The organism is Rhodococcus sp. IEGM 1409, assembly GCF_030056735.1.
Taxonomy (GTDB): domain Bacteria; phylum Actinomycetota; class Actinomycetes; order Mycobacteriales; family Mycobacteriaceae; genus Rhodococcus_F.
This window is the reverse complement of sequence record NZ_JASHKN010000002.1, coordinates 629,506-649,180: the sequence shown is the minus strand read 5'-3', so window position 1 is coordinate 649,180 and position 19,675 is coordinate 629,506. Positions and strand designations below refer to the sequence as shown.

General features: G+C 63.6%; 21 protein-coding genes. 7 read left to right on the top strand and 14 right to left on the bottom strand.

Annotated features, from left to right (window positions below):
* Window positions 1–43 precede the first annotated feature (43 nt).
* The 7 genes from cobA to mqo all read right to left on the bottom strand — a co-directional run bounded on the left by cobA (window position 44) and on the right by mqo (window position 7,882).
* Complete coding sequence (gene cobA, locus QM716_RS09040; protein ID WP_283303818.1) at window positions 44–1,270, bottom strand: uroporphyrinogen-III C-methyltransferase; 1,227 nt, start codon at window positions 1,268–1,270, stop codon at window positions 44–46.
* Window positions 1,267–1,680 carry a cobalamin biosynthesis protein gene (locus QM716_RS09035; protein WP_283303817.1) on the bottom strand — a complete coding sequence of 138 codons (414 nt, stop codon included), beginning with the start codon at window positions 1,678–1,680 and terminating at the stop codon, window positions 1,267–1,269. The genes cobA and QM716_RS09035 overlap by 4 nt, the downstream gene beginning before the upstream one ends.
* Window positions 1,664–3,040 carry a cobyrinic acid a,c-diamide synthase CobB gene (locus tag QM716_RS09030; RefSeq protein ID WP_283303816.1) on the bottom strand — a complete coding sequence of 459 codons (1,377 nt, stop codon included), beginning with the start codon at window positions 3,038–3,040 and terminating at the stop codon, window positions 1,664–1,666. The genes QM716_RS09035 and QM716_RS09030 overlap by 17 nt, the downstream gene beginning before the upstream one ends.
* The gene (gene cobO / locus QM716_RS09025; protein WP_283303815.1) at window positions 3,034–3,648 is read right to left on the bottom strand and encodes a cob(I)yrinic acid a,c-diamide adenosyltransferase; all 615 of its coding nucleotides are present in this window, start codon (window positions 3,646–3,648) and stop codon (window positions 3,034–3,036) included. The genes QM716_RS09030 and cobO overlap by 7 nt, the downstream gene beginning before the upstream one ends.
* Before the next feature lie 21 nt (window positions 3,649–3,669).
* A complete protein-coding gene (locus QM716_RS09020; protein ID WP_283303814.1) occupies window positions 3,670–5,631 on the bottom strand; it encodes a magnesium chelatase subunit D family protein in 1,962 nt (653 codons plus the stop codon).
* A 224-nt stretch (window positions 5,632–5,855) separates the two neighbouring features.
* Window positions 5,856–6,332 (bottom strand): GNAT family N-acetyltransferase, encoded by a 477-nt coding sequence (locus QM716_RS09015; protein ID WP_283303813.1) that lies wholly within the window; start codon window positions 6,330–6,332, stop codon window positions 5,856–5,858.
* Between the two features lie 11 nt (window positions 6,333–6,343).
* Window positions 6,344–7,882, bottom strand: coding sequence for a malate dehydrogenase (quinone) (mqo, locus tag QM716_RS09010; protein ID WP_283303812.1), 1,539 nt, complete (start codon window positions 7,880–7,882; stop codon window positions 6,344–6,346).
* A 146-nt stretch (window positions 7,883–8,028) separates the two neighbouring features.
* On the opposite strand from mqo, the gene QM716_RS09005 reads away from it, so the two are divergent.
* Together QM716_RS09005 and mtr are read left to right on the top strand one after the other, a co-directional pair.
* Window positions 8,029–9,078, top strand: a complete 1,050-nt coding sequence (locus QM716_RS09005; RefSeq protein WP_283303811.1) for an alpha/beta hydrolase — start codon at window positions 8,029–8,031, stop codon at window positions 9,076–9,078.
* On the top strand, window positions 9,075–10,451 hold the full coding sequence (mtr, locus tag QM716_RS09000) for a mycothione reductase (protein WP_283303810.1): 1,377 nt from the start codon (window positions 9,075–9,077) through the stop codon (window positions 10,449–10,451). Before QM716_RS09005 ends, mtr begins: the two co-directional genes overlap by 4 nt.
* Before the next feature lie 78 nt (window positions 10,452–10,529).
* Here mtr and QM716_RS08995 read toward each other — a convergent pair whose 3' ends face one another.
* Entirely contained in the window at window positions 10,530–11,075 is a 546-nt protein-coding gene (locus QM716_RS08995) for an alpha/beta hydrolase (protein ID WP_283303809.1), read from the bottom strand.
* Window positions 11,076–11,299: 224 nt separating this feature from the next.
* Window positions 11,300–11,761 carry a PPOX class F420-dependent oxidoreductase gene (locus QM716_RS08990; protein ID WP_283303808.1) on the bottom strand — a complete coding sequence of 154 codons (462 nt, stop codon included), beginning with the start codon at window positions 11,759–11,761 and terminating at the stop codon, window positions 11,300–11,302.
* A gap of 121 nt (window positions 11,762–11,882) precedes the next feature.
* Here QM716_RS08990 and QM716_RS08985 point away from each other — a divergent pair, with 121 nt between their 5' ends.
* Both QM716_RS08985 and QM716_RS08980 read left to right on the top strand, forming a co-directional pair.
* Window positions 11,883–12,752: a PhzF family phenazine biosynthesis protein gene (locus tag QM716_RS08985; RefSeq protein ID WP_283303807.1), complete on the top strand. Its 870-nt coding sequence runs from the start codon at window positions 11,883–11,885 to the stop codon at window positions 12,750–12,752.
* 88 nt (window positions 12,753–12,840) lie between these two features.
* A complete protein-coding gene (locus QM716_RS08980) occupies window positions 12,841–13,266 on the top strand; it encodes a DUF6069 family protein (protein ID WP_283303806.1) in 426 nt (141 codons plus the stop codon).
* Here the strand turns inward: QM716_RS08980 and QM716_RS08975 are convergent.
* From QM716_RS08975 to QM716_RS08955, 5 genes are all read right to left on the bottom strand, one after another.
* On the bottom strand, window positions 13,263–14,096 hold the full coding sequence (locus QM716_RS08975; protein ID WP_283303805.1) for a GAF and ANTAR domain-containing protein: 834 nt from the start codon (window positions 14,094–14,096) through the stop codon (window positions 13,263–13,265). The genes QM716_RS08980 and QM716_RS08975 overlap by 4 nt on opposite strands.
* Window positions 14,097–14,172: 76 nt before the next feature.
* Window positions 14,173–14,742: an RNA polymerase sigma factor gene (locus tag QM716_RS08970; protein WP_283303804.1), complete on the bottom strand. Its 570-nt coding sequence runs from the start codon at window positions 14,740–14,742 to the stop codon at window positions 14,173–14,175.
* A gap of 84 nt (window positions 14,743–14,826) precedes the next feature.
* Complete coding sequence (locus QM716_RS08965; RefSeq protein ID WP_283303803.1) at window positions 14,827–16,338, bottom strand: cobyric acid synthase; 1,512 nt, start codon at window positions 16,336–16,338, stop codon at window positions 14,827–14,829.
* Window positions 16,339–16,346: 8 nt separating this feature from the next.
* Window positions 16,347–17,204: a type I methionyl aminopeptidase gene (gene map / locus QM716_RS08960; RefSeq protein ID WP_283303802.1), complete on the bottom strand. Its 858-nt coding sequence runs from the start codon at window positions 17,202–17,204 to the stop codon at window positions 16,347–16,349.
* A 29-nt stretch (window positions 17,205–17,233) separates the two neighbouring features.
* Window positions 17,234–18,025 carry a transglutaminase domain-containing protein gene (locus tag QM716_RS08955; RefSeq protein WP_283303801.1) on the bottom strand — a complete coding sequence of 264 codons (792 nt, stop codon included), beginning with the start codon at window positions 18,023–18,025 and terminating at the stop codon, window positions 17,234–17,236.
* 53 nt (window positions 18,026–18,078) lie between these two features.
* Here QM716_RS08955 and QM716_RS08950 point away from each other — a divergent pair, with 53 nt between their 5' ends.
* Genes QM716_RS08950 through QM716_RS08940 form a run of 3 tightly spaced genes read left to right on the top strand, consistent with a single transcriptional unit; the run spans window position 18,079 to window position 19,644 of the window.
* Window positions 18,079–18,429 carry a DMT family transporter gene (locus tag QM716_RS08950; protein WP_283303800.1) on the top strand — a complete coding sequence of 117 codons (351 nt, stop codon included), beginning with the start codon at window positions 18,079–18,081 and terminating at the stop codon, window positions 18,427–18,429.
* Window positions 18,426–18,752, top strand: coding sequence for a DMT family transporter (locus tag QM716_RS08945; protein WP_283303799.1), 327 nt, complete (start codon window positions 18,426–18,428; stop codon window positions 18,750–18,752). The genes QM716_RS08950 and QM716_RS08945 overlap by 4 nt, the downstream gene beginning before the upstream one ends.
* A gap of 55 nt (window positions 18,753–18,807) precedes the next feature.
* The gene (locus tag QM716_RS08940) at window positions 18,808–19,644 is read left to right on the top strand and encodes a helix-turn-helix transcriptional regulator (protein ID WP_283303798.1); all 837 of its coding nucleotides are present in this window, start codon (window positions 18,808–18,810) and stop codon (window positions 19,642–19,644) included.
* Window positions 19,645–19,675 lie beyond the last annotated feature (31 nt).

Below are 19,675 nucleotides of genomic sequence, written 5' to 3'. Positions count from 1 at the left end.
GCAGCGTTTTCGGATCTCAGGGAATCAGACACAAGACTTCACGTTACCCAGCGTCGACAGAAAAGCCCGCGACCGGCCCGATCACGATGATCGCCGGAGGCTTGATCTCCTCGTCCTTGACGCGCTGAGCAACGGTCGCGAGATCGGCACGCACCTCACGCTGAGTGCGAAGTGTGCCCTCCTGGATGACGATGACCGGAGTAGTTGCCGGGCGTCCACCGTCGACGAGCGCCTTGGCGAACTGATCGATGCGCTCGACCGCCATGAGCAGCACGATCGTGCCGCGCAGCTTGGCCAGCGCCGACCAGTCGACCAGCGAATCCGGATGATCCGGAGCCACGTGCCCACTCACGACGACGAACTCGTGAGTGACGCCGCGGTGTGTGACCGGGATGCCTGCGGCCGACGGGACCGAGATCGCGCTCGTGATTCCGGGCACTACGGTCACCGGAACGCCGGCAGCGGCGCACGCTTCGAGTTCCTCGTATCCCCGCCCGAAGACGTACGGGTCACCACCCTTGAGGCGAACCACGAACTTCCCGGCCTTCGCGTTGTCGATCAGCGCGGCGTTGATGGCCTCCTGCGCCATGGCGCGGCCGTACGGAATCTTCGCTGCGTCGATGACCTCGACGTCTGGACCCAGTTCGGCGAGCAACTCGGGCGGAGCCAACCGGTCGGCGACGACGACGTCAGCGCGTGCGAGCAACCGGCGTCCGCGCACGGTGATCAGATCGGGGTCACCGGGGCCCCCACCGACGAGGGCTACGCCCGCAGCGGCCGGCTCGGCCGTATCAGCGAGAACGCCTGACTGCAGACCTTCGACGACGGCGGTGCGGACCGCTGCCGAACGACGGTGATCGCCGCCGGCCAGAATTCCGATACTCATGCCGTCGTACTCGGCGCTGGCAGGAGTTACCGCGGTGCCGTGCTTCGCGTTGTCGGCGCGCACGCAGAAGATGTGGCGACGCTCCGCTTCGGCGACGATCGCCGCATTGGTTTCCGGTTCGTCTGTCGATGCGATGGCGTACCACGCACCTTCGAGGTCACCATCGGCGTACGGACGCTCTTCGACCGTGATCTGCCCGGCCGTGGCCATGCCTTCGACGGCTGGAGTGAACGCGCGGCTGATGACGTGCACACGGGCACCGGATGCGACAAGCAGCCCGAGACGGCGCTGAGCCACCGTGCCACCGCCGAACACGACCACGCGTCGATCGGTCAGGTTGAGGCCGACCAGGTAGTTGGTCTCGTCTGCGGTGGACTCGCTCACTCGCACTCCGTTTCGTCGTCAGAATTGTTCAAGCTGGCGGGAACTTTACGGGCCGCGGCTACGGTCACTCCATCCCTGGCAGTCTTGGCCAGCACGAGCCGGCCGCCTCCGGACGCGAGGATCGCGGCGGCTTCCGCGACGCTTGGCGCCCCGATCGCGTTCTCGACGCGAGATGACGGCGACGGAACCTGAACTCGCGCAAGCACGTCCGGCGCGAAACTCACAACCGGGACGTTCAGTTCGTCGGCCGCTGCCAGCAGAGCCGGGGACTCAGCTTTTGCCGTCGCAGTGGCGAGTACCACGATCTTCCCTCGCCCTCGCAGCACGGCGTTCACCGCAGCGACGATGTCCTTCGCGGTGGCAATCGTCGTGAATCCAACGCCAACAGAGAGGTCATCCTCGGGCGGCATCGACGAACTTCGCGATCGATTCGGGCTGCCCCACCGGATGAGTATGCAGATACGACGCGTGAACGCCGCCGCGAACAAAACCCTCTCGGACACTTCCGCCGTCCCACGGCCGCCAACCCCACGCACTTCCACACCCGTCGGCGTCGGCCGAGACGAGCGAGGTCCGGTGAAACTCGTGGCCGGTAACGCGGACGCCGGGGTCGAAGAGACTCGATTCGCTGATCGCGACCGCTTCCCGGTACCCGAGGGTCAGGCGTTTTCCGAACGTCGCATCCACCCCGACAACACCGGCCATGCTGTGACCGTCCAGGCTGCGAGCAAGGTAGAGCAGACCGGCACACTCCGCATGGATCGGTGCACCGCCGTCCGCGAGGTCACGAACCTGCTGCAGCAGAACGGTATTGGCCGCAAGATCGACCGCGTGCTCTTCCGGGAAACCGCCGGGAAGGACCAGAGCGGCAGTTCCTGCGGGAAGCTCTTCGTGCAACGGATCGAATACCTGGACGTCGGCGCCGGCAGCGGTCAGCAGTTCTCGGTGCTCGGCGTAGCCGAAGGTGAAGGCAGGTCCACCAGCCATGGCGACCACAGGCCGAGAGTCGCAGTGCTCGCCGACTTCGGCAACCGGATCCCACGCAGCTGAACTCACGTTCGATGCGGCCAGCGCGCGAACAGCACCGAGATCGACGTGTGAGGCAATCAGATCGGACATCGCGTCTACTGCGGCCACGGCGGCGGCGCCGTGTTCGGCAGCCGGGATCAACCCGAGATGACGGGAGGGAACTTCGAGTTCCGTCAACCGCGGCACAACTCCGAGCACCGCGACGCCGACCTTGTCGCACGCGTGCCGCAACACCTGTTCGTGGCGAGCACTGCCGACACGATTGAGGATGACGCCGCCGATCCGCACACCCGCGTCGTACGTCGCGAAGCCGTGCAGTACGGCGGCCAGACTCTGACTGTGTCCACGGGCGTCGATCACGAGAACCACCGGCGAACCGAGGATCGACGCTACCTGCGCCGTTGATCCTTCGGCCGACGGTTGCGAGTTGGCCTCGTCGATCTTGCCGTCGAACAGGCCCATGACGCCTTCGACTACCGCGATGTCGCAACCGCCTGTTCCGTGCCGGTAGAGCGGGCCGATGCGATCGGGGCCCACCAGAACAGTGTCGAGGTTGCGTCCGGGTCGTCCCGCGGCGAGCCCGTGATAACCGGGATCGATGTAGTCCGGTCCCACTTTGAAAGGGGCGACGCTGCTGCCGGACCGCCGAAGCGCACCGATCAATCCTGTTGCCACCGTGGTCTTTCCGCTACCCGAGGCAGGTGCGGCAATCACCACGGCCGGTGTGGAAACACTCACCATTCGATGCCCCGTTGGCCCTTTCGGCCGGCATCCATGGGGTGCTTGATCTTGGTCATCTCGGTCACGAGGTCGGCTGCGTCGATCAACCCCTGCGGGGCGTCGCGTCCCGTGATGACAACGTGCTGGTTACCCGGACGATCACGCAGTGTCTGCACGACCTCGTCGACGTCGACCCAGCCCCACTTGAGCGGATAGGTGAACTCGTCGAGGACGTAGAATCGATGTTCCTCGCCCGCAAGCCTTCTCGCGATCTCCTGCCAACCCTCAGCGGCGGCGGCGGCATGGTCTTCTTCGCTACCGGCCTTGCGTGCCCACGACCAGCCTTCGCCCATCTTGTGCCACTGCACCGGCCCACCGACGCCGGTTTCGTCGTGCAAGTTTCCGAGGGCGCGGAATGCGGCTTCCTCACCGACCTTCCACTTGGCACTCTTCACGAACTGGAAGACGCCGATGTCGAAGCCCTGGTTCCAGGCGCGCAGCGCCATGCCGAAAGCAGCAGTGGACTTACCCTTTCCAGGGCCGGTGTGCACGGCGAGCACCGGTGCGTTTCGACGCTGACGCGTGGTCAGACCGTCGTCGGGAACTGTCTCGGGAACACCCTTGGGCATCGTGAACTCCTGAGCTGGGATCTAGGCTGCGGCGCGGACGACACCCGCGACCTGCTGCGCTGACAATTCGGCAAGACGGACGTATCCGCCACGTAGTTCTCGGGCCAACTCGGCCGCCAACCCCAGACGCACGAGGCCGGTCTCGCAGTCGACGACGATGGACGCGACGGACGCGTCGGCAAGAAGATGCGCGGCGACGCGGGCGCGATGCAGCGCGTCTTTGCCGCCGGTAGCCCGGCCGTCGGTGAGCGTGACGACGAGGGCGCGACGCTGCGGGTCACGAAGGCGCTCGCGCAGAACCACCTCCCGAGCACGCAGGAATCCCTCTGCGAGTGGGGATTTGCCGCCGGTACGCATGGACTGCAGGCGACGAACGGCGATGTCCACCGAAGACGTCGGCGGCAGGACGAGCTCCGCTTCGCGGCCGCGGACTGTGATGACGGCAACCTTGTCCCGGCGCTGATAGGCGTCGCGGAGCAGCGAGACGACCGCACCGGTGACCGCGGAGAGCCGATCGCGTGCTGCCATCGACCCCGAGGCGTCGACAACAAAGACGATCAGATTGCCTTCTCGCCCTTCACGAATCGCACCGCGGAGATCATCAGGTGCCAGTCGCAACCGCCCGGCAGTACGACCGCGCGCAACTTGGGACTCGGCTGCGGCGAAGACCGTGCTCGTCAAATGCAACCCGTGACCACGCTCCCGGGTGGATCGCACTACCCGTCCGCGGGACGACATGGATCGCGAGCGGCGTCCCGGTGCACCTTCGCCGACGCCAGGAACCTCGAGGAGCTTGGCTTTGAACTCGCCCGCAGGCGGAGCCGAGGGTCGATCAGTGGCGCGCACTCCCCCACCCGGTCCGTCAGGGTCTTCGGGGCCGTCATCGTCTGGACCCTCATCGCCTGGTCCCTCATCGCCCGGTCCCTCATCGCCGGAGCCACCATCATCGGGGACACGACCCTCGGGATTCTCGGGAGGTTCGGGCTCCCCGTCGCGCGCGTCGTCCTCGACCTGCGACTGGGCATCCTGATCAGCCTGCTCGAGTGCATCGTCCAACTGCTGCTGATCCAAGCCGGGCTCGTCGAATGGGTCACGGCGGCGGCGATGCGGCAGGGTCAGTTCCGCCGCTACCCGCACGTCCTCCGCAGTGACCTCACTGTCGCCTCGCCACGCGGCGTGGGCGGTCGCGGTGCGCGCGAGCACCAAGTCGGCGCGCATACCGTCGACGTCGAACGACGCGCACAGCGAGGCGATACGACGCAGCTCGCGATTGCTCAGCTCGACCGAGTCCAGTCGATCACGCGCCGTGAGGATTTCGGCTGCCAACTCTTGATCGGCTGATTCGTACCGAACGACAAATGACTCGGGGTCACGCTCGTAGTCGAGGCGGCGACGCACCACTTCCATGCGAACGTCGACATCGCGGGAAGCTGCGACGTCGACAGCCAGACCGAAGCGGTCCAACAGCTGTGGACGCAGTTCTCCCTCTTCGGGATTCATCGTGCCGACGAGCACGAACTTGGCCGGATGCGAATGGGAGATGCCGTCACGCTCGATGTGAACCCGGCCCATCGCCGCGGCGTCGAGAAGCACGTCGACCAGGTGGTCGTGAAGCAGATTCACCTCGTCGACGTAAAGGACACCCTGGTGAGCGGCGGCGAGCAGTCCAGGTTGGAAGGCGCGTTCCCCGTCACGGAGAACCTTTTCGAGGTCGATGGACCCGATCACCCGGTCCTCGGTAGCGCCGACGGGCAGTTCCACCAACCGGGCCGGTCGCGTCGTTCCGGCGTCGTCGACCGCGGGCAGCAGCGCCGTCAGCGCGCGCACGACCGTCGACTTGGCAGTTCCCTTCTCACCGCGGACCAGGACTCCACCGATCCCCGGATGCACCGCACACAGGATCAGCGCCAATCGCAACTGATCCTGGCCGACCACAGCACTGAACGGGAAGCCCGCCACTGGTCGATCTTCTTCACTTCGCACGTCGATATCCCTCCACCTCTCGGTTTCCTCGCCGAGAATTTGGCTGCACTCGAATGTCGCGGCAACCTGGCTGAGATCTCCCGGTCAATCGGTAGAGGAGAGATCTTTCACAGTGGCGGGACCGCGCCTGGATCGAACAGGACTTCCCCGCGAGCATTCGGTATCGAAAAAACCCTAGTCGGCTCACTTTCCCATGAGCCGACCAGGGTCAAATCTCCAACAAACTAGTTGACAGCCACGAAGGGCTCTCCCCCACCACGACGCATCGGGGTGTGCGGGATGCCGTCTTCGATGAACTCTTCGCCGTCAGCCTTGAATCCGTGCTTGGCGTACATCTCGACCAGGTAGGTCTGCGCATTGATTCGGCACGGCGCTTCCCCGACCTCGGCCAGTGCGGCCTGCAGGAGGCGGGTCGTATGGCCCTGACCGCGCGCCTGACGCGACGTGCAGAGACGTCCGATTCGGAAGCTCTTGTTGCCGTCGTCGTGCTCTTCGAGCAGACGGAGTGTGCACACCACCTGGCCGTCCTGCTCGAGCCAGAAGTGACGCGTCTCCGTCAGCAGGTCCCGCCCGTCCAACTCGGGATACGGGCAGGCCTGCTCGACGACAAAGACCTCCACTCGAAGCTTCAACAACTCGTAGAACGTCTTGTTGTCGAGATCGAGTGCCCATGAACGCTTCAAAGCTGCTGTTGCCGTCATGGGTTGGACTATCACACAGTCGCGGCGGTATCCGCGACCGGAGCCGATTCGGAAGCACCGGCGGAATCGAGCTCGAGGACCTTCGAGGACCAATCCCACACCTGGTTGAACAGGCCCTCGTTGTCGGTGAGCTTGACGCCGATGGACGGAACCATCTCGCGAAGCTTGCCCTTCCAGCCCTGGAACTCGGTCGGGAAGCAGCGCTCGAGTACGTCCAGCATCGCCGGGACGGCCGTGGAAGCACCGGGCGAAGCACCGAGCAGGCCGGCGATGGAACCGTCCTCAGCTGCGACCACAGCGGTACCGAATTCGAGGACGCCGCCCTTGCCCTTGGCCCGGCGGATCACCTGGACACGCTGGCCTGCGGTGATCAGTTCCCAGTCCTGCGCCTGCGCCTTTGGCGCGAATTCACGCAGATCCCAGATGCGACCGGCCTCGTTCTTGGCGAGTTCGCTGACCAGGTACTTGACCAGGCCGAGCTCGCTGACGCCGACGCCGAGCATCGAGAGGATGTTGTTGGGCTTGACCGAGCCGGGCAAGTCCGTGACGCGACCCTGCTTGAGGAACTTCGGCGACCAACCTGCGTAGGGACCGAACAGCAGTCCCGGCTTGTTGCCGATGACACGGGTGTCGAGGTGCGGCACAGACATGGGCGGGGCGCCGACAGCAGCCTTGCCGTAAACCTTGGCGCTGTGCTGGTCGATGAGTTCGGGGTTGGTGCATCGCAAGAAGGCACCGCTGACCGGGAAGCCGCCGAAGCCCTTGGCTTCCTTGATGCCCGACTTCTGCAGCAAGTGCAGGGCGCCGCCACCGGCGCCGACGAACACGAAGCGCGAGCGAACGGTCCGCTTTTCACCGGTACGACGGTTGGTGACCTTGACGGTCCACGACTTGTCCGAGTTCTGGGTCAGGTTGGTGACCTCGTGACCGAAGTACATCTTGCCGCCGGTCTTACCGATGTAGCCGATGAGCTGCTTGGTGAGCGCTCCGAAATCGACATCGGTGCCGTCCTGGCTCCAGTTCAGCGCGACGGGATCGGAGAAGTCGCGCCCCTTGGCCATGAGCGGCAAACGCTTGCTGAACTCGGCCGGATCGTCGATGTACTCCATACCGCGGAAAAGCGTGTGGCCGGCAAGTGCGTCGTAGCGAGCACGCAGGTACTTGGCGTTGGCCTCACCGTGAACGAAGCTCACGTGAGCGATGGGGTTGATGAATTCCTTGGGCTGAGTCAGGACGCCCTGCTCGACCGCGTGTGCCCAGAACTGGCGGGACACCTGGAACTGCTCGTTGACGTTGACGGCCTTCTTGATGTCGACCGTGCCGTCGGAGTTCTCCGGGGTGTAATTGAGCTCACACAGGGCGGAGTGTCCGGTTCCCGCGTTGTTCCAGGGGTCGCTGCTCTCGGCTGCGACGGCATCGAGCCGCTCGAAGGTCGAGATCGACCAATCGGGCTGCAGCTGGCGCAGCAATGCGCCCAGCGTGGCACTCATGATGCCTGCGCCCACGAGCACTACATCCGTCTTCGTCTCTACCGCGTTCTGATTCGACACTGGAGAATCGACTTCCTTGTCATTAGCCGTGCGCGCATCCGCCTGCTGTGTTACGCCGAATAGGTTACCCGTGCGTACACGCGCGGTTCACCACCCCCAATTGTGCTCTACAACGCGCACTCGAAACGACGATTAGATTGTGATTTGTGACTACTTGGGTTCCAGACGTCCTCGGTGACGGATATCAGCAGCTGACGATCCCGCTCGGAACGGATCCGGACGGCGAAGGCGAGGTGGACGCAACACTGGTCCGCTACCAACCGCAGAAGGAGGCGGTGAAGACACACCGTGCCGTTTTGTACGTACACGGTTTCACCGATTACTTCTTCCAGAAGCACCTTGCCGAGCACTTTGCCGAGCAGGGCTACGCCTTCTTTGCACTCGACCTGCGTAAGTGCGGCCGGTCCCTCAATCCGGGACACACGGCGCACTACGTCTCCGACCTCGCGCTCTACGACGCCGAACTGAACGAGGCGCTGCGCATCGTCGGCAACGAGACCGACGGCAGCGAGGTGCTGCTGATGGCGCACTCCACTGGTGGTCTGATCGTTCCGCTGTGGCTGAACCGCTTGCAGCGCAAGCCCGGTGGCAGCGCCGGCGCCGGAATCTGTGGTCTCGTCCTCAACAGCCCGTGGTTCGACCTTCAGGGACCTTCGGTAGTTCGCAACGTCGGTACCACCGCTATCGACGCCCTCGGTCGGGTCTCGGCAAAGACCGTGATCCCCGGCACCGGACTACCGACTTACGGTTCCAGTCTTCACGTTTCGGCCAACGGAGTCTGGGATTACAACCTCGATTGGAAGCCACTGGCCGGCTGCCCCGTCACCTTCGGCTGGATGCGGGCCGTCCGAGCGGGTCACGCAAAACTGCACCGCGGCCTCGACATCGGAGTGCCTGCGCTGATTCTGCGCTCGAAGAAGTCGCAATTCGCCAAGGCGTACAACCCGAGCGTCGACCTGGCGGATTCCGTGCTCGACGTCAGGCAGATCGCACGTTGGGCCGGTTGCCTCGGCGATCGCACCAGCATCGTCCCGATCGACGGCGCCCGTCACGACGTGTTCCTGTCCACCGAGAAGCCCTTGGCTACAGCCTTTTCCGAACTCGACCTGTGGCTGGAGTGGCTCGACGGCCACCTCACGCAGGCGGTAGAAAGTTCGGCAAGCACCGCAAGCAACACACAGGAGATCGCGCAGTGACGCACTACGACCTTGCAATAATCGGCAGCGGATCCGGAAACTCGCTGCCCGACGAGCGGTTCGACGGCAAGAAGATAGCAATACTCGAAGAGGGCACCTTCGGCGGCACGTGCCTCAATGTCGGGTGCATCCCGACCAAGATGTTCGTGTACGCCGCCGAGGTGGCACGCACCATCACCACTGCCGAGAAGTACGGCGTCGACGCCACGCTCGACGGCGTCCGTTGGTCCGACATCGTCAAGCGCGTCTTCGGCCGCATCGATCCCATTGCCGCAGGTGGCGAGCGGTACCGTAGCGAAGACAGCCCTAACACCACTGTTTTCCGCGGCCACGCAACGTTCACCGGCGAGAAGACGATCGACACCGGAACCGGCGAGACGATCACCGCCGATCAGGTGGTCATCGCGGCCGGGTCACGCCCGATCATCCCGGAAGAGATCACGTCGAGTGGGGTGAAGTACTACACCAACGAAGACATCATGCGACTGCCTGAACTTCCCGAGCACCTGGTCATCGTCGGCTCCGGCTTCATCGCCACCGAATTCGCACACGTGTTCTCCGCGTTGGGTTCTCGCGTGTCGATCATCGGTCGCAGCCAGCGACTGCTGCGGCACCTCGACGACGAGATTTCCGAGCGTTTCACCGAGTTGGCCGAACAGAAGTGGGACGTTCACCTGGGCTCGCCTCTCACGTCGGTGCGCAGTGACGGCGACAACGTCGCCGTCGAACTGGCAAACGGCACAGTCGTTTCCGGTGACGTCCTCCTCGTCGCGGTGGGTCGCCAGCCCAACGGCGATCTACTCGATCTCGACAAGGCCGGCGTCGAGCTCGACGACAAGGGCTCGATCGTGGTCGACGAATACCAGCGCACCACCGCAGAGGGCGTCTTCGCGCTCGGTGACGTCTCGTCGCCGTACCAACTCAAGCACGTCGCCAATCACGAAGCGCGAGTCGTTCAGCACAACCTGCTTCAGGATGCGTGGAAAGACACCTCCGGACTTCGCAGCACCGACCACCGCTTCGTACCCGCCGCAGTGTTCACCGACCCGCAGATCGCCGATGTCGGAATGACGGAGAAGCAGGCTCGCGACGCCGGACTCGACATCACCGTCAAGGTGCAGGCATACGGAGATGTCGCGTACGGGTGGGCGATGGAGGATCAGGAGGGTGTCTGCAAGGTGATCGCCGAGCGCGGCACCGGACGCATTCTCGGTGCCCACGTCATGGGTACGCAGGCTCCGACGGTGATCCAACCGCTCATCCAGGCGATGAGTTTCGGTTTGTCGGCGCAGGACATGGCGCGCGGCCAGTACTGGATCCACCCGGCCCTGGCCGAAGTAGTCGAGAACGCGCTGCTCGGCCTCGACATCTGAGCCCCCGCAACCCGTACGACGCCGAAAAGGCGGGCGCTCCGCGCAATGGGAGTGCCCGCCTTTCCGTAGGTCAGTGTTTCACCAGGGGCTGGTACGCAGCACGATCTCGGTTGCGAGTTCGGCCGGTGCCGACTTCACGACGTCGTCGACACCCGGAAGTTCCGTCACGCGGAAATCGGAGTACACGAAACGACCGCTGGCGTCGGCAATGGCCCGACCTCCACTGCCCACAACGACGGTGGTCGGAACCTCTACCGGTGGAACGCCGGCGATTTCGCTCGCCGACGGATGTCCGCGGTCCACCGCGATCAGACTCGCGAAGCGGCCGAACTGCCGTGCCGCCAACAGCCAGGCGAGTTCAGCTCCCTCCCGGTGACCGACCAGGTTCACCCAGGCGATGTTCAACTCGTCCAGAAGTACCACTGCTGATGTCTCGTCGAGATTCTCGATCGATTCCACCGCGACGGTCCGCAGATCCGAATGATGCAGTCGCTCACACACATCGTCGTACAAGTCGACGGGGTCGCCCTTGCCGGGGAGCAGGAGTACCGCATGCTTGCTGACCGGCCCGTCGATCCGAACGGTGCACGAACCACTGCCCACCGCCACTCGAGTCAATTCCATGTCTGGAAACGGTACGCGATCCACACTGTGGAGGACCCTGGAGTCGACAGAAGTATGACCACTCATACATTCTCACCACCGCTGCGAGTCCGATTTATTCGCTCTGTACCACCTCATCCCTTAGCGAAAGTGGCTTTCGGCGCATCTGAGGCGACGGCCGTACCGTTCGCTCGAAGTGGGGGTGGGCCGAACTCGGGTGAAGGGCGCGGGTGAAGGGCGCGGGGCTAGGTGCCGGACGGCTTCGGGAGCCGCGTCATTCCGTAGACGTGATCAGCGCGCACCGTGAGGATCTGTCGGCGCTCTGCCACCATCGCTTCGCGGTACTCCTCCCAATCCGGATGCTCCTGACCGCTGATGTCCCGGTAGAGCTCGACCAGTGCGTCCGACACTTCGTCGTGAGGATCGCCCGCTACGGAAGTCACGACGGCAAGTCCTTCGATCACGGCGTAGCTCCAGAAGTCGGGCGCGCTGACGTGGAGGGAAACCCGCGGATCACGCAGGGCATTCCGACTCTTGGCACGATCTGCGGTGATGGACACCGAAGCCGTCTTCGACTCGGCGTCCCATCGATAGATGATGTTGGACAACTGCGGGCGGCCGTCACGTTTGACGGTCGCCAGCACACCTTGCTTTCCCTCGGCCACGAGTGCGAACAACGCGTCGTCAGTGCCTGTGTCATTGCTCATAACTGCACCAACGACGCCCCGCGGCCGGTTTGTTCCGGAGGCAGTCCAGTTCGAAGATTGCGGACCGCAATCCCGCTACTGCTCTTCCCCCGATCGAGGGCGGCGGACAAAGATGGTCGACATGGCAAATTCTCGCGACATCCTCCGACTGACTGCGTTCAGTTCGGATCCGGCCGGCGGCAATCCGGCGGGCGTGCTTCTCGACGCCCGTGGGCTCGACGACTCCGAATTACAATCTGTTGCAGCCGAAATCGGGTATGCAGAGACGGCATTTCTCACCGAACCGGAACTCGGAGACAACCCGCGCCACAGCCGGATCCGCTACTTCTCCCCCATCGCCGAAGTACCGTTCTGCGGTCATGCCACTATCGCGACAGCCGTAGCACTCACCGAGCGCGACGGCAGCGGAACCTTCACTTTCGAAACACCGATCGGACCGGTATCCATCGACACGGCGACCGACGAGGACGGACGATCCACCGCGACCTTCACCAGCGTCGAACCGTCGGTCTCACCGATCGATCATGCCGTGTTGACGGCACTGCTCGGGCTGATCGGCGTCGATTCGTCTGCGTTGGACCAGCGGTATCCTGCAATGCTCTCGTACGCCGGCAACACGCACCCGGTCGTTGTACTTCGTGATCAGGGGACGTTCGACGAGTTCACCTTCGATCCATCCGCAATGCGAACTCTGATGGACGCGCAGGGATGGGCCGGCACGGTGACGATCCTGCATCCACTCGACGACTCCACTTTCGAAGCCCGCAATCTGTTTCCGGTGGGAAACATCGTCGAAGATCCGGCAACGGGCTCTGCTGCTGCTTCGACCGGCGGTTACCTGCGCGAACTCGACCCGGCGACCACTCCTCGCCGGATCACCATCTTGCAGGGCCGACACGTCGGGCGTCCCAGTGTTCTCGAGGTCGACATCCCGGCAGGCGGCGGCATCGCGGTCACGGGCACCGCCGTGCCCATCGCCGACCCGCGATAGCTACCCGGCGATGAGTTTCTCCGGGTCGGCAGGTCTACATCACCACACCATCATCACAAGACCATGGCATCGAACCGGGAGAAACGACATGTCTGCAATCGCGTCAACCGCACACAACCTCCACCTTACCAAGCCGCGTGCCGTGCTCGGCGCCACGATCATTGCCCTCGTCGCCAACCTGATCCTGTGGTTGATCGGCCTGGCATTGGGCGGATCGTTCGAGATGACAGATCAGGGAAAGCTGGCGAGCGTAGCTCCCGGCGGAGTCATCACACTGACGGTGGTGCCACTGCTCGTCGGTTTGTCGCTCGCAATGTTGATCTCACTGAAGTGGGAGCCGATCATCCGCGTGGCTCAGGTCGTAGGTGCAGTTTTTGCGCTCGGCACCATCGCACTGACGATCGCCGCGGACTTCGACGCCGCCAGCACGGTCATGCTCGCTCTGATGCACGTGGTTGTCGCCGCGAGCGTCGTCGTCGCCCTCGAAGCCGTACGTCGGTCTCCGTCGAACTAGACCGCGGTTGGCGGCGCGGAATACGTCTCGACGATCTCGGCTGCCACGTCGCGCAACCTGGTGTTCGTGGTCTGAGACTGCTTGCGCAGCATGTGAAATGCGGTGTCGGCGTCGATCCGATGGATGGCCATCAGCATGCCTTTGGCCTGTTCTATCGGCGCCCGGGTCTCGAGCGCACGTTGCAAGGCATCAGCCACCGCCCTGGCAGATTTGAAACGAGAGAAGTCGCCGATCGCGCGTGAGACTGTTGTCGTGAGAATCTCCATGACGTCCGCGTCGACGCTGTCGAAGGCCGCTGGGGCGCGGCCGTACAGGTTGAACGAACCTAGTCGCTGATCCGGTGTGAAGAGCGGCGCCGCGAGAAATGACTTGATTCCTTCGTCTTTCGCCGCCGCCGCGAACCGTGGCCAGCGTTCCGCACTGGTCTCGGCGTCGACGACAACGGTTTCGCCGGTTCGGGCCGCGTGCAGACACGGCCCGTCGCCGGCGTCGTACTGCTCGATGTCGACGCGCAGAGTCCGCGAATCAGTGTGAACGGCGGTGTAGGTCTGCCCCGCCAGATCGATCGTGACCCCGATACTGTCGGCCCCGTCGATGGCCTCGTTCGCGATTTCGACGGCGCGCTGGAGCAGGATCACGAGTTCGTCCTCGTCGCCGATACTTCCCCCGAGCGCTGCCAGCAACTCTCGGACCGCGCTTGCGGTCAGCCGAGTTTCCGCCGCCTCGACGGCGACGTCAGCGCCGGTCGCCGTCGCGTCGTCTGGCATCACCGACGGCACCGAATCCTCGGTTCTCGGGTCGAAGCCTCTGGGGTCGAAAGCGGTATCCACGACGAAGCATTCTTCCAGTTTCGGGAGCAGTAAGGAGAGTGAGTTCGGCGACAAAACCCGGCAAACCGGCGAGCTGTCATCGCCATCGGTCGAGCGCGGCGCCGAGATTTCTTCTCGCCCGAGTGTGTTGGCCACGAACCGCGTCCGGGCTCAGTTCCAGGACTATCGCGATCTGCGGATACGTCATTCCCTCGACTTCCCGCAGGACCCAGGCGGCGCGCTGGTGTAGGGGCAGGCGATCGAGTTCGGATTCCAAGGCGTCGAGAAATGCTGTGCCGCATACTTCTTCGCTCGGATCGCGCAATCGGGGATCAGCTTCTTCCCGGAATTCGTCCACGCCGGCGGCGCATGAGCCGACTTTTCTATAGAAATCCGCGATCTTGCGAGAACAGATCGCGAACAACCACGTCTTGATGCTCGAGCGCCGCTGAAACCCCGGAAGTTGTCGCCACGCGGCAACGCAGGTTTCCTGGACGATATCGTCGACGTCACTCTCGCTCGCGAGCAGTCGACGGGCAAATCGATACAAGTGCGGGCCGTATCGGCGAACGATGACATCGAAGGCCGCGTGATCGCCGAGTATTGCCGAGTCGACCAGCACCTCGTCACTGAAGTCGGTCAGCAAGCCGTCGAATTGATCTGTCACCGCGCACACTCCTACTAGGGAGCCGTCGCGGGAGTGAGGCCTGGCTATTCTACCGCGTCCACGTCGACGCCTGCGGGAGCGCTCTCAGCCTTCGAGTGCGGAGGCAATGACGGGGAGCCCACGCGGCGCCCCACCATTGATCAGTTTCTCGAGTAGATCCTGGTCGAGATGCTGTTCCACAAGGTCGGCAAGGAGGTCGAGTTGCTGCTCTCGCACAGCGGCAACCGAGGTGTCGGGTGCAACAACGAAACCGGTAACCGCGATCTCCCGCAGCAGACTGCGCCGATAGTCGTCACTTTCCAGGAGTCCGTGCCAGTGGGTCCCTCGAACAGGCCCTCGCACACTGCCTTCCGGTGCGCCTTCGGAACCCTCCAGCAGTGGACGGTCGCCGTTGCGGATTACCCGGCCGTGATGAATCTCGTACCCGGACACCGAGATACCGTCTGCCGTACCGGTCACCTGCGCCAACACCTTGTCGGGAGCGAACTCGATGTCGAGGTCCAGCAGTCCGAGTCCCGCCGTGGTACCCGATCCTGATTCGACGTCGTCGACGATGGACTTGCCCAGCATCTGATAGCCACCGCAGATTCCCAGCACTGCCTGCCCGCGACCTGCGCGGGCGATGATCTCGTCGGCCAGTCCGGTACTGCGCAACCACTCGAGATCACTGACAGTGGACTTGCTCCCTGGAATCACGACGAGGTCCGCGTCGCGAATACGCGCCGGGTCGGTGATCCACGAAACCGCAACGCCCGGTTCACATGCCAGGGCCTCGACATCCGTCGAATTGGAGATCCGCGGCAACCTGATCGCGGCGACGCTCAACCACCGATCACCCAGAGGCGGACGCGGTCGGCCGACCGGAGCATTGCCGGTAACTCCCAACGAGTCTTCGGCATCGAGCCAAAGGTCGTCGGCAAAGGGAATCACGCCGAGCGTCGGCCGACCGGTAAGGCTGTGCAGTTGTTCGAGGCCGGGTTCCAACAGTGCAACGTCACCGCGGAACTTGTTGATCACGAACCCGGCGATCAACGCCTGATCACTCGGCGAGAGCACCGCAACGGTGCCGAAAAGGTGAGCCAAGACGCCGCCTCGATCGATGTCACCGACGACGACGACCGGAATCCGTGCGGCCTCGGCCAACCCCATATTAGCAAGATCCGTTGCGCGCAAGTTGATTTCGGCCGGCGAACCGGCACCTTCACAGATCACGACGTCGAACTCGGATCGAAGCGATTCGAGATCCTCGGCCACGACGGCGCGAAGCCACTGGCGATGCTGCATGTAGTCGCGAGCACCCACCGTGGTCGTCGCCTTGCCCCGAACGACAAGTTGCGAGGTCCGGTCACTGCCCGGCTTGAGCAACACCGGGTTGAATCGAACACTCGGTTCGAGCCCGCACGCCCGTGCCTGAAGGGCCTGCGCACGGCCGATCTCTCCGCCGTCGAGCGTGACCACCGAATTGTTCGACATGTTCTGTGCCTTGAACGGCGCAACTCGGACGCCTCGACGCGCCAGCATGCGGCACAGTCCGGCTACCAGAACGCTCTTGCCGGCGTCGGACGTTGTGCCCGCTACCAGCAGAGCGCCATGCATCTCCGAACTCAAGGCAGGGTGAGAATCTCTGCACCGGTGTCGGTGACCACCAGGGTGTGCTCGAACTGCGCGGTCCACTTGCGGTCCTTGGTGACGACGGTCCAGCCGTCCTCCCAGATTTCGTAGTCGATACCACCGAGGTTGATCATCGGTTCGATCGTGAACACCATACCCGGTTCGATGATCGTCTCGACGGAAGGCTCGTCGTAGTGCAGGATCACGAGGCCGTTGTGGAAGGTCTCACCGATTCCGTGGCCGGTGAAGTCCCGGACGACGCCGTACCCGAAGCGGTGAGCGTACGACTCGATGACGCGTCCGATCACGTTGAGCGCGCGGCCTGGCTTGACGGCTTTGATGGCCCGCATCGTTGCCTCGTGTGTGCGCTCGACGAGCAAGCGGTTCTCCTCGGACGCATCACCGGCAAGGAACGTCGCGTTGGTGTCCCCGTGCACCCCGTTGATGTACGCGGTGACGTCGATATTGACGATGTCGCCGTCCTCGATCACGGTCGAGTCTGGGATTCCGTGGCAGATCACCTCGTTGAGGGACGTGCAGCACGACTTGGGAAAGCTCTTGTAGCCCAACGTCGACGGGTATGCGCCGTGGTCGAGCATGAACTCGTGTGCGACGCGGTCGAGTTCGTCGGTCGTGGTACCGGGAGTCACCGCCTTGCCGGCTTCCTGCAGCGCGCCTGCGGCGATCTTGCTGGCGATGCGCATCGCCTCGATCGTCTCCGGTGTCTGAACCCAGGGCTCGTTGCCCTCTTTGGCGGTCGGCTTCCACGCGTACTCTGGCCGCTCGATCTTCGAGGGCACAGCGAGGACGGGAGAGACGGTTCCAGGGACCAATGGGGTGCGCACAGACATGCAGAACAGCCTAGACCTCGCGCCGCGAGTCAGCCGGACGCACTCCAGTTCCGGAAAACAGGATCGAGCAGGACCCTGACGGGGGTCGACATCGTCTGTCCGAATTTCTCGAAGAGTTCGTCGCGGGAATCGAAGGTGCCCAGATCACGCTCGACGAATTCGGAGAAGTCCAAGCAATTGCACGGAACCGATTTGCCCCAGCTGATCGGAGCGCGACCGATTGCGTCGAACAGAGTTTCCTCGCCGCTGTTCGTGAACGGTTCGACAGCTGAATCCACCGAGACAGCCGGAAGGGCCGGGGGTGAAACGATCTCAGAGATGTCCCGCCAGCTTCCGTCGATCAGAAATTCGGGCCATGCAAGCAGCACTGATTTCGGAATCACCCCATGTAGATGCCGAAATCTCGGATACCAGAACTCCCCACGGAGTACGAGACCCCGTGCTCGGGTGGCGATACCGTGGCGGCGAGCCAACGCTTCGACGACTGCAAGTCTCTGACTGCACGATCCGCGTCCTCGACTCAATGTCACCGAGGCGGGTTGCTGGTCGTTGAGCCCGTAGACCGCGCGAATCCTTGCGCCGACGCTGCGATGCGCCGACACCAGGAACTCCGGCGCCGCCTGAATCGCGCCTTCTGCGATGTCGTCGTACAAGCGGGCCACGTCGTCGTTGCCCCAGTCGAGGATCGGCGTCGCGGCTGCATCGCCACCGGACGCGTCGCGGCCATATTCGTCACCGGACGCGTCGTGGCCGTATTCGTCACCGGACGCGTCGTGGCGGATGTCACCGTCGCGGATTCCGCCGAGCAGCACGCACGTCATGTCTCAACAGTAGTGCGCGACCGGAATCCGTGGAGCCTGAGAGAATCCGACCCGTGAAGAAATGGCTGCTGTTGATTGCCGCAATCCTGACGGAGGTGTCTGCGACGCTGTCGTTGCGCGCTGCCCTTGATCACCCCGTCTGGTACGTCGTGGTCGTCGCTGGATATCTGGCGGCGTTCACCGCCTTGTCGTTTGTCCTGCGAGAGGGCATGGGACTCGGTGTTGCATACGGAATCTGGGGCGCAACCGGAGTCGTCCTGACAGCGGTATTCGCGACTGTCCTTTTCGGGGATCCTCTGACAGCCACCATGGGCGTGGGGATTGCATTGGTCATCGGCGGAGTGCTGTGCGTCGAACTCGGCTCTCAGGCAGCTGCCGACAGCGGAGCGGCGGACCCGGCATGACCTTCGTATTTCTGATCGCTGCAATTATTTCCGAGGTCACCGCAACACTGTCGCTGAGGATGGCGTCGCAGGACGGCAGCGACAAGCGTTGGCTCGCAGTTGTCTCCGTGGGGTATCTCGCCGCTTTTGCCTTCCTCACACTCGCACTCGACGCGGGCCTGACGATCGGCGTGGCGTACGGCATCTGGACCGCGTGCGGGGTGGCGCTGACGGCAATCGCATCCCGCATTCTCTTTCACGAACCGCTGACCAAACTCATGATCGTAGGGATCGGTCTCATCGCCGCAGGCGTGCTTCTCATCGAACTGGGTGCGGGTCACTGAGCCCAGCACATTTCAGTGTAAGGTTTACCTAACTTTGCTCTGGAGGTAGTCCGCGGTGCTGATCCCTGCCCTTCGTGAAATCGACGACGGTCCACACCTGGACGACGGTCCCCACTCACGGGAAACCGACCGCCACACCCCGATGGCGCGTGCCGTCCCGGCGCCATTCCAACTGACGACGTACATCGTCGAGACCGACCACATCACCCAGTGGCCGCAGCACACTCATGCCGAGCACGAACTGATCTGGTCCGACCGTGGCGTCGTCAACATGATCATCGACAATCAACTCTGGACTGTCACGCCCGGCGTCGGTCTGTGGATCCCTCGCGGAGTCCTCCACGAAGGTCAGGCCAATCCCCACGTCGCGTTCCGCGCCACTCTCTTCACCCCCGAGTTGTGGACACCCGCCTGGAACCTACCGTGCATCGTGACGTTGAGCGAAGCGGCCCGGGTACTGCTCATCCACCTCGCGCACACCGGAATGCCTGCAGAACAACGCCTTCGGGCACAGCAGGTCTGCGTTGATCTCCTCACTCCCGCATCGGCCCCGCGTTTCGACGTGCCGATCCCCCGCGATCCGCGGCTTCGGATACTCGTCGACAAAGTGCTGTCGGATCCCGCCGACGATCGATCACTCGATCAGTGGGCGCACGTTCTCAACCTCAGCCGACGCACGGTCACCCGGATTTTTGCCGCGGAACTCGCCCTGAGTTTTGCGCAGTGGCGCACTCTGGTTCGCATGAGCACAGCCCTCGGCATGCTAGGGACCGGGATGAGTGTGAACGCCGTGAGCCGTCGAGTCGGGTACGGGACGTCGAGTTCCTTCATCGCTGCTTTTCGTAAGACGGTCGGCTACACCCCTGGCAATGCGCTCGCCGCCGTCAATTGACCCGAGTCTGACCTGTTGTCGACATCTGCTG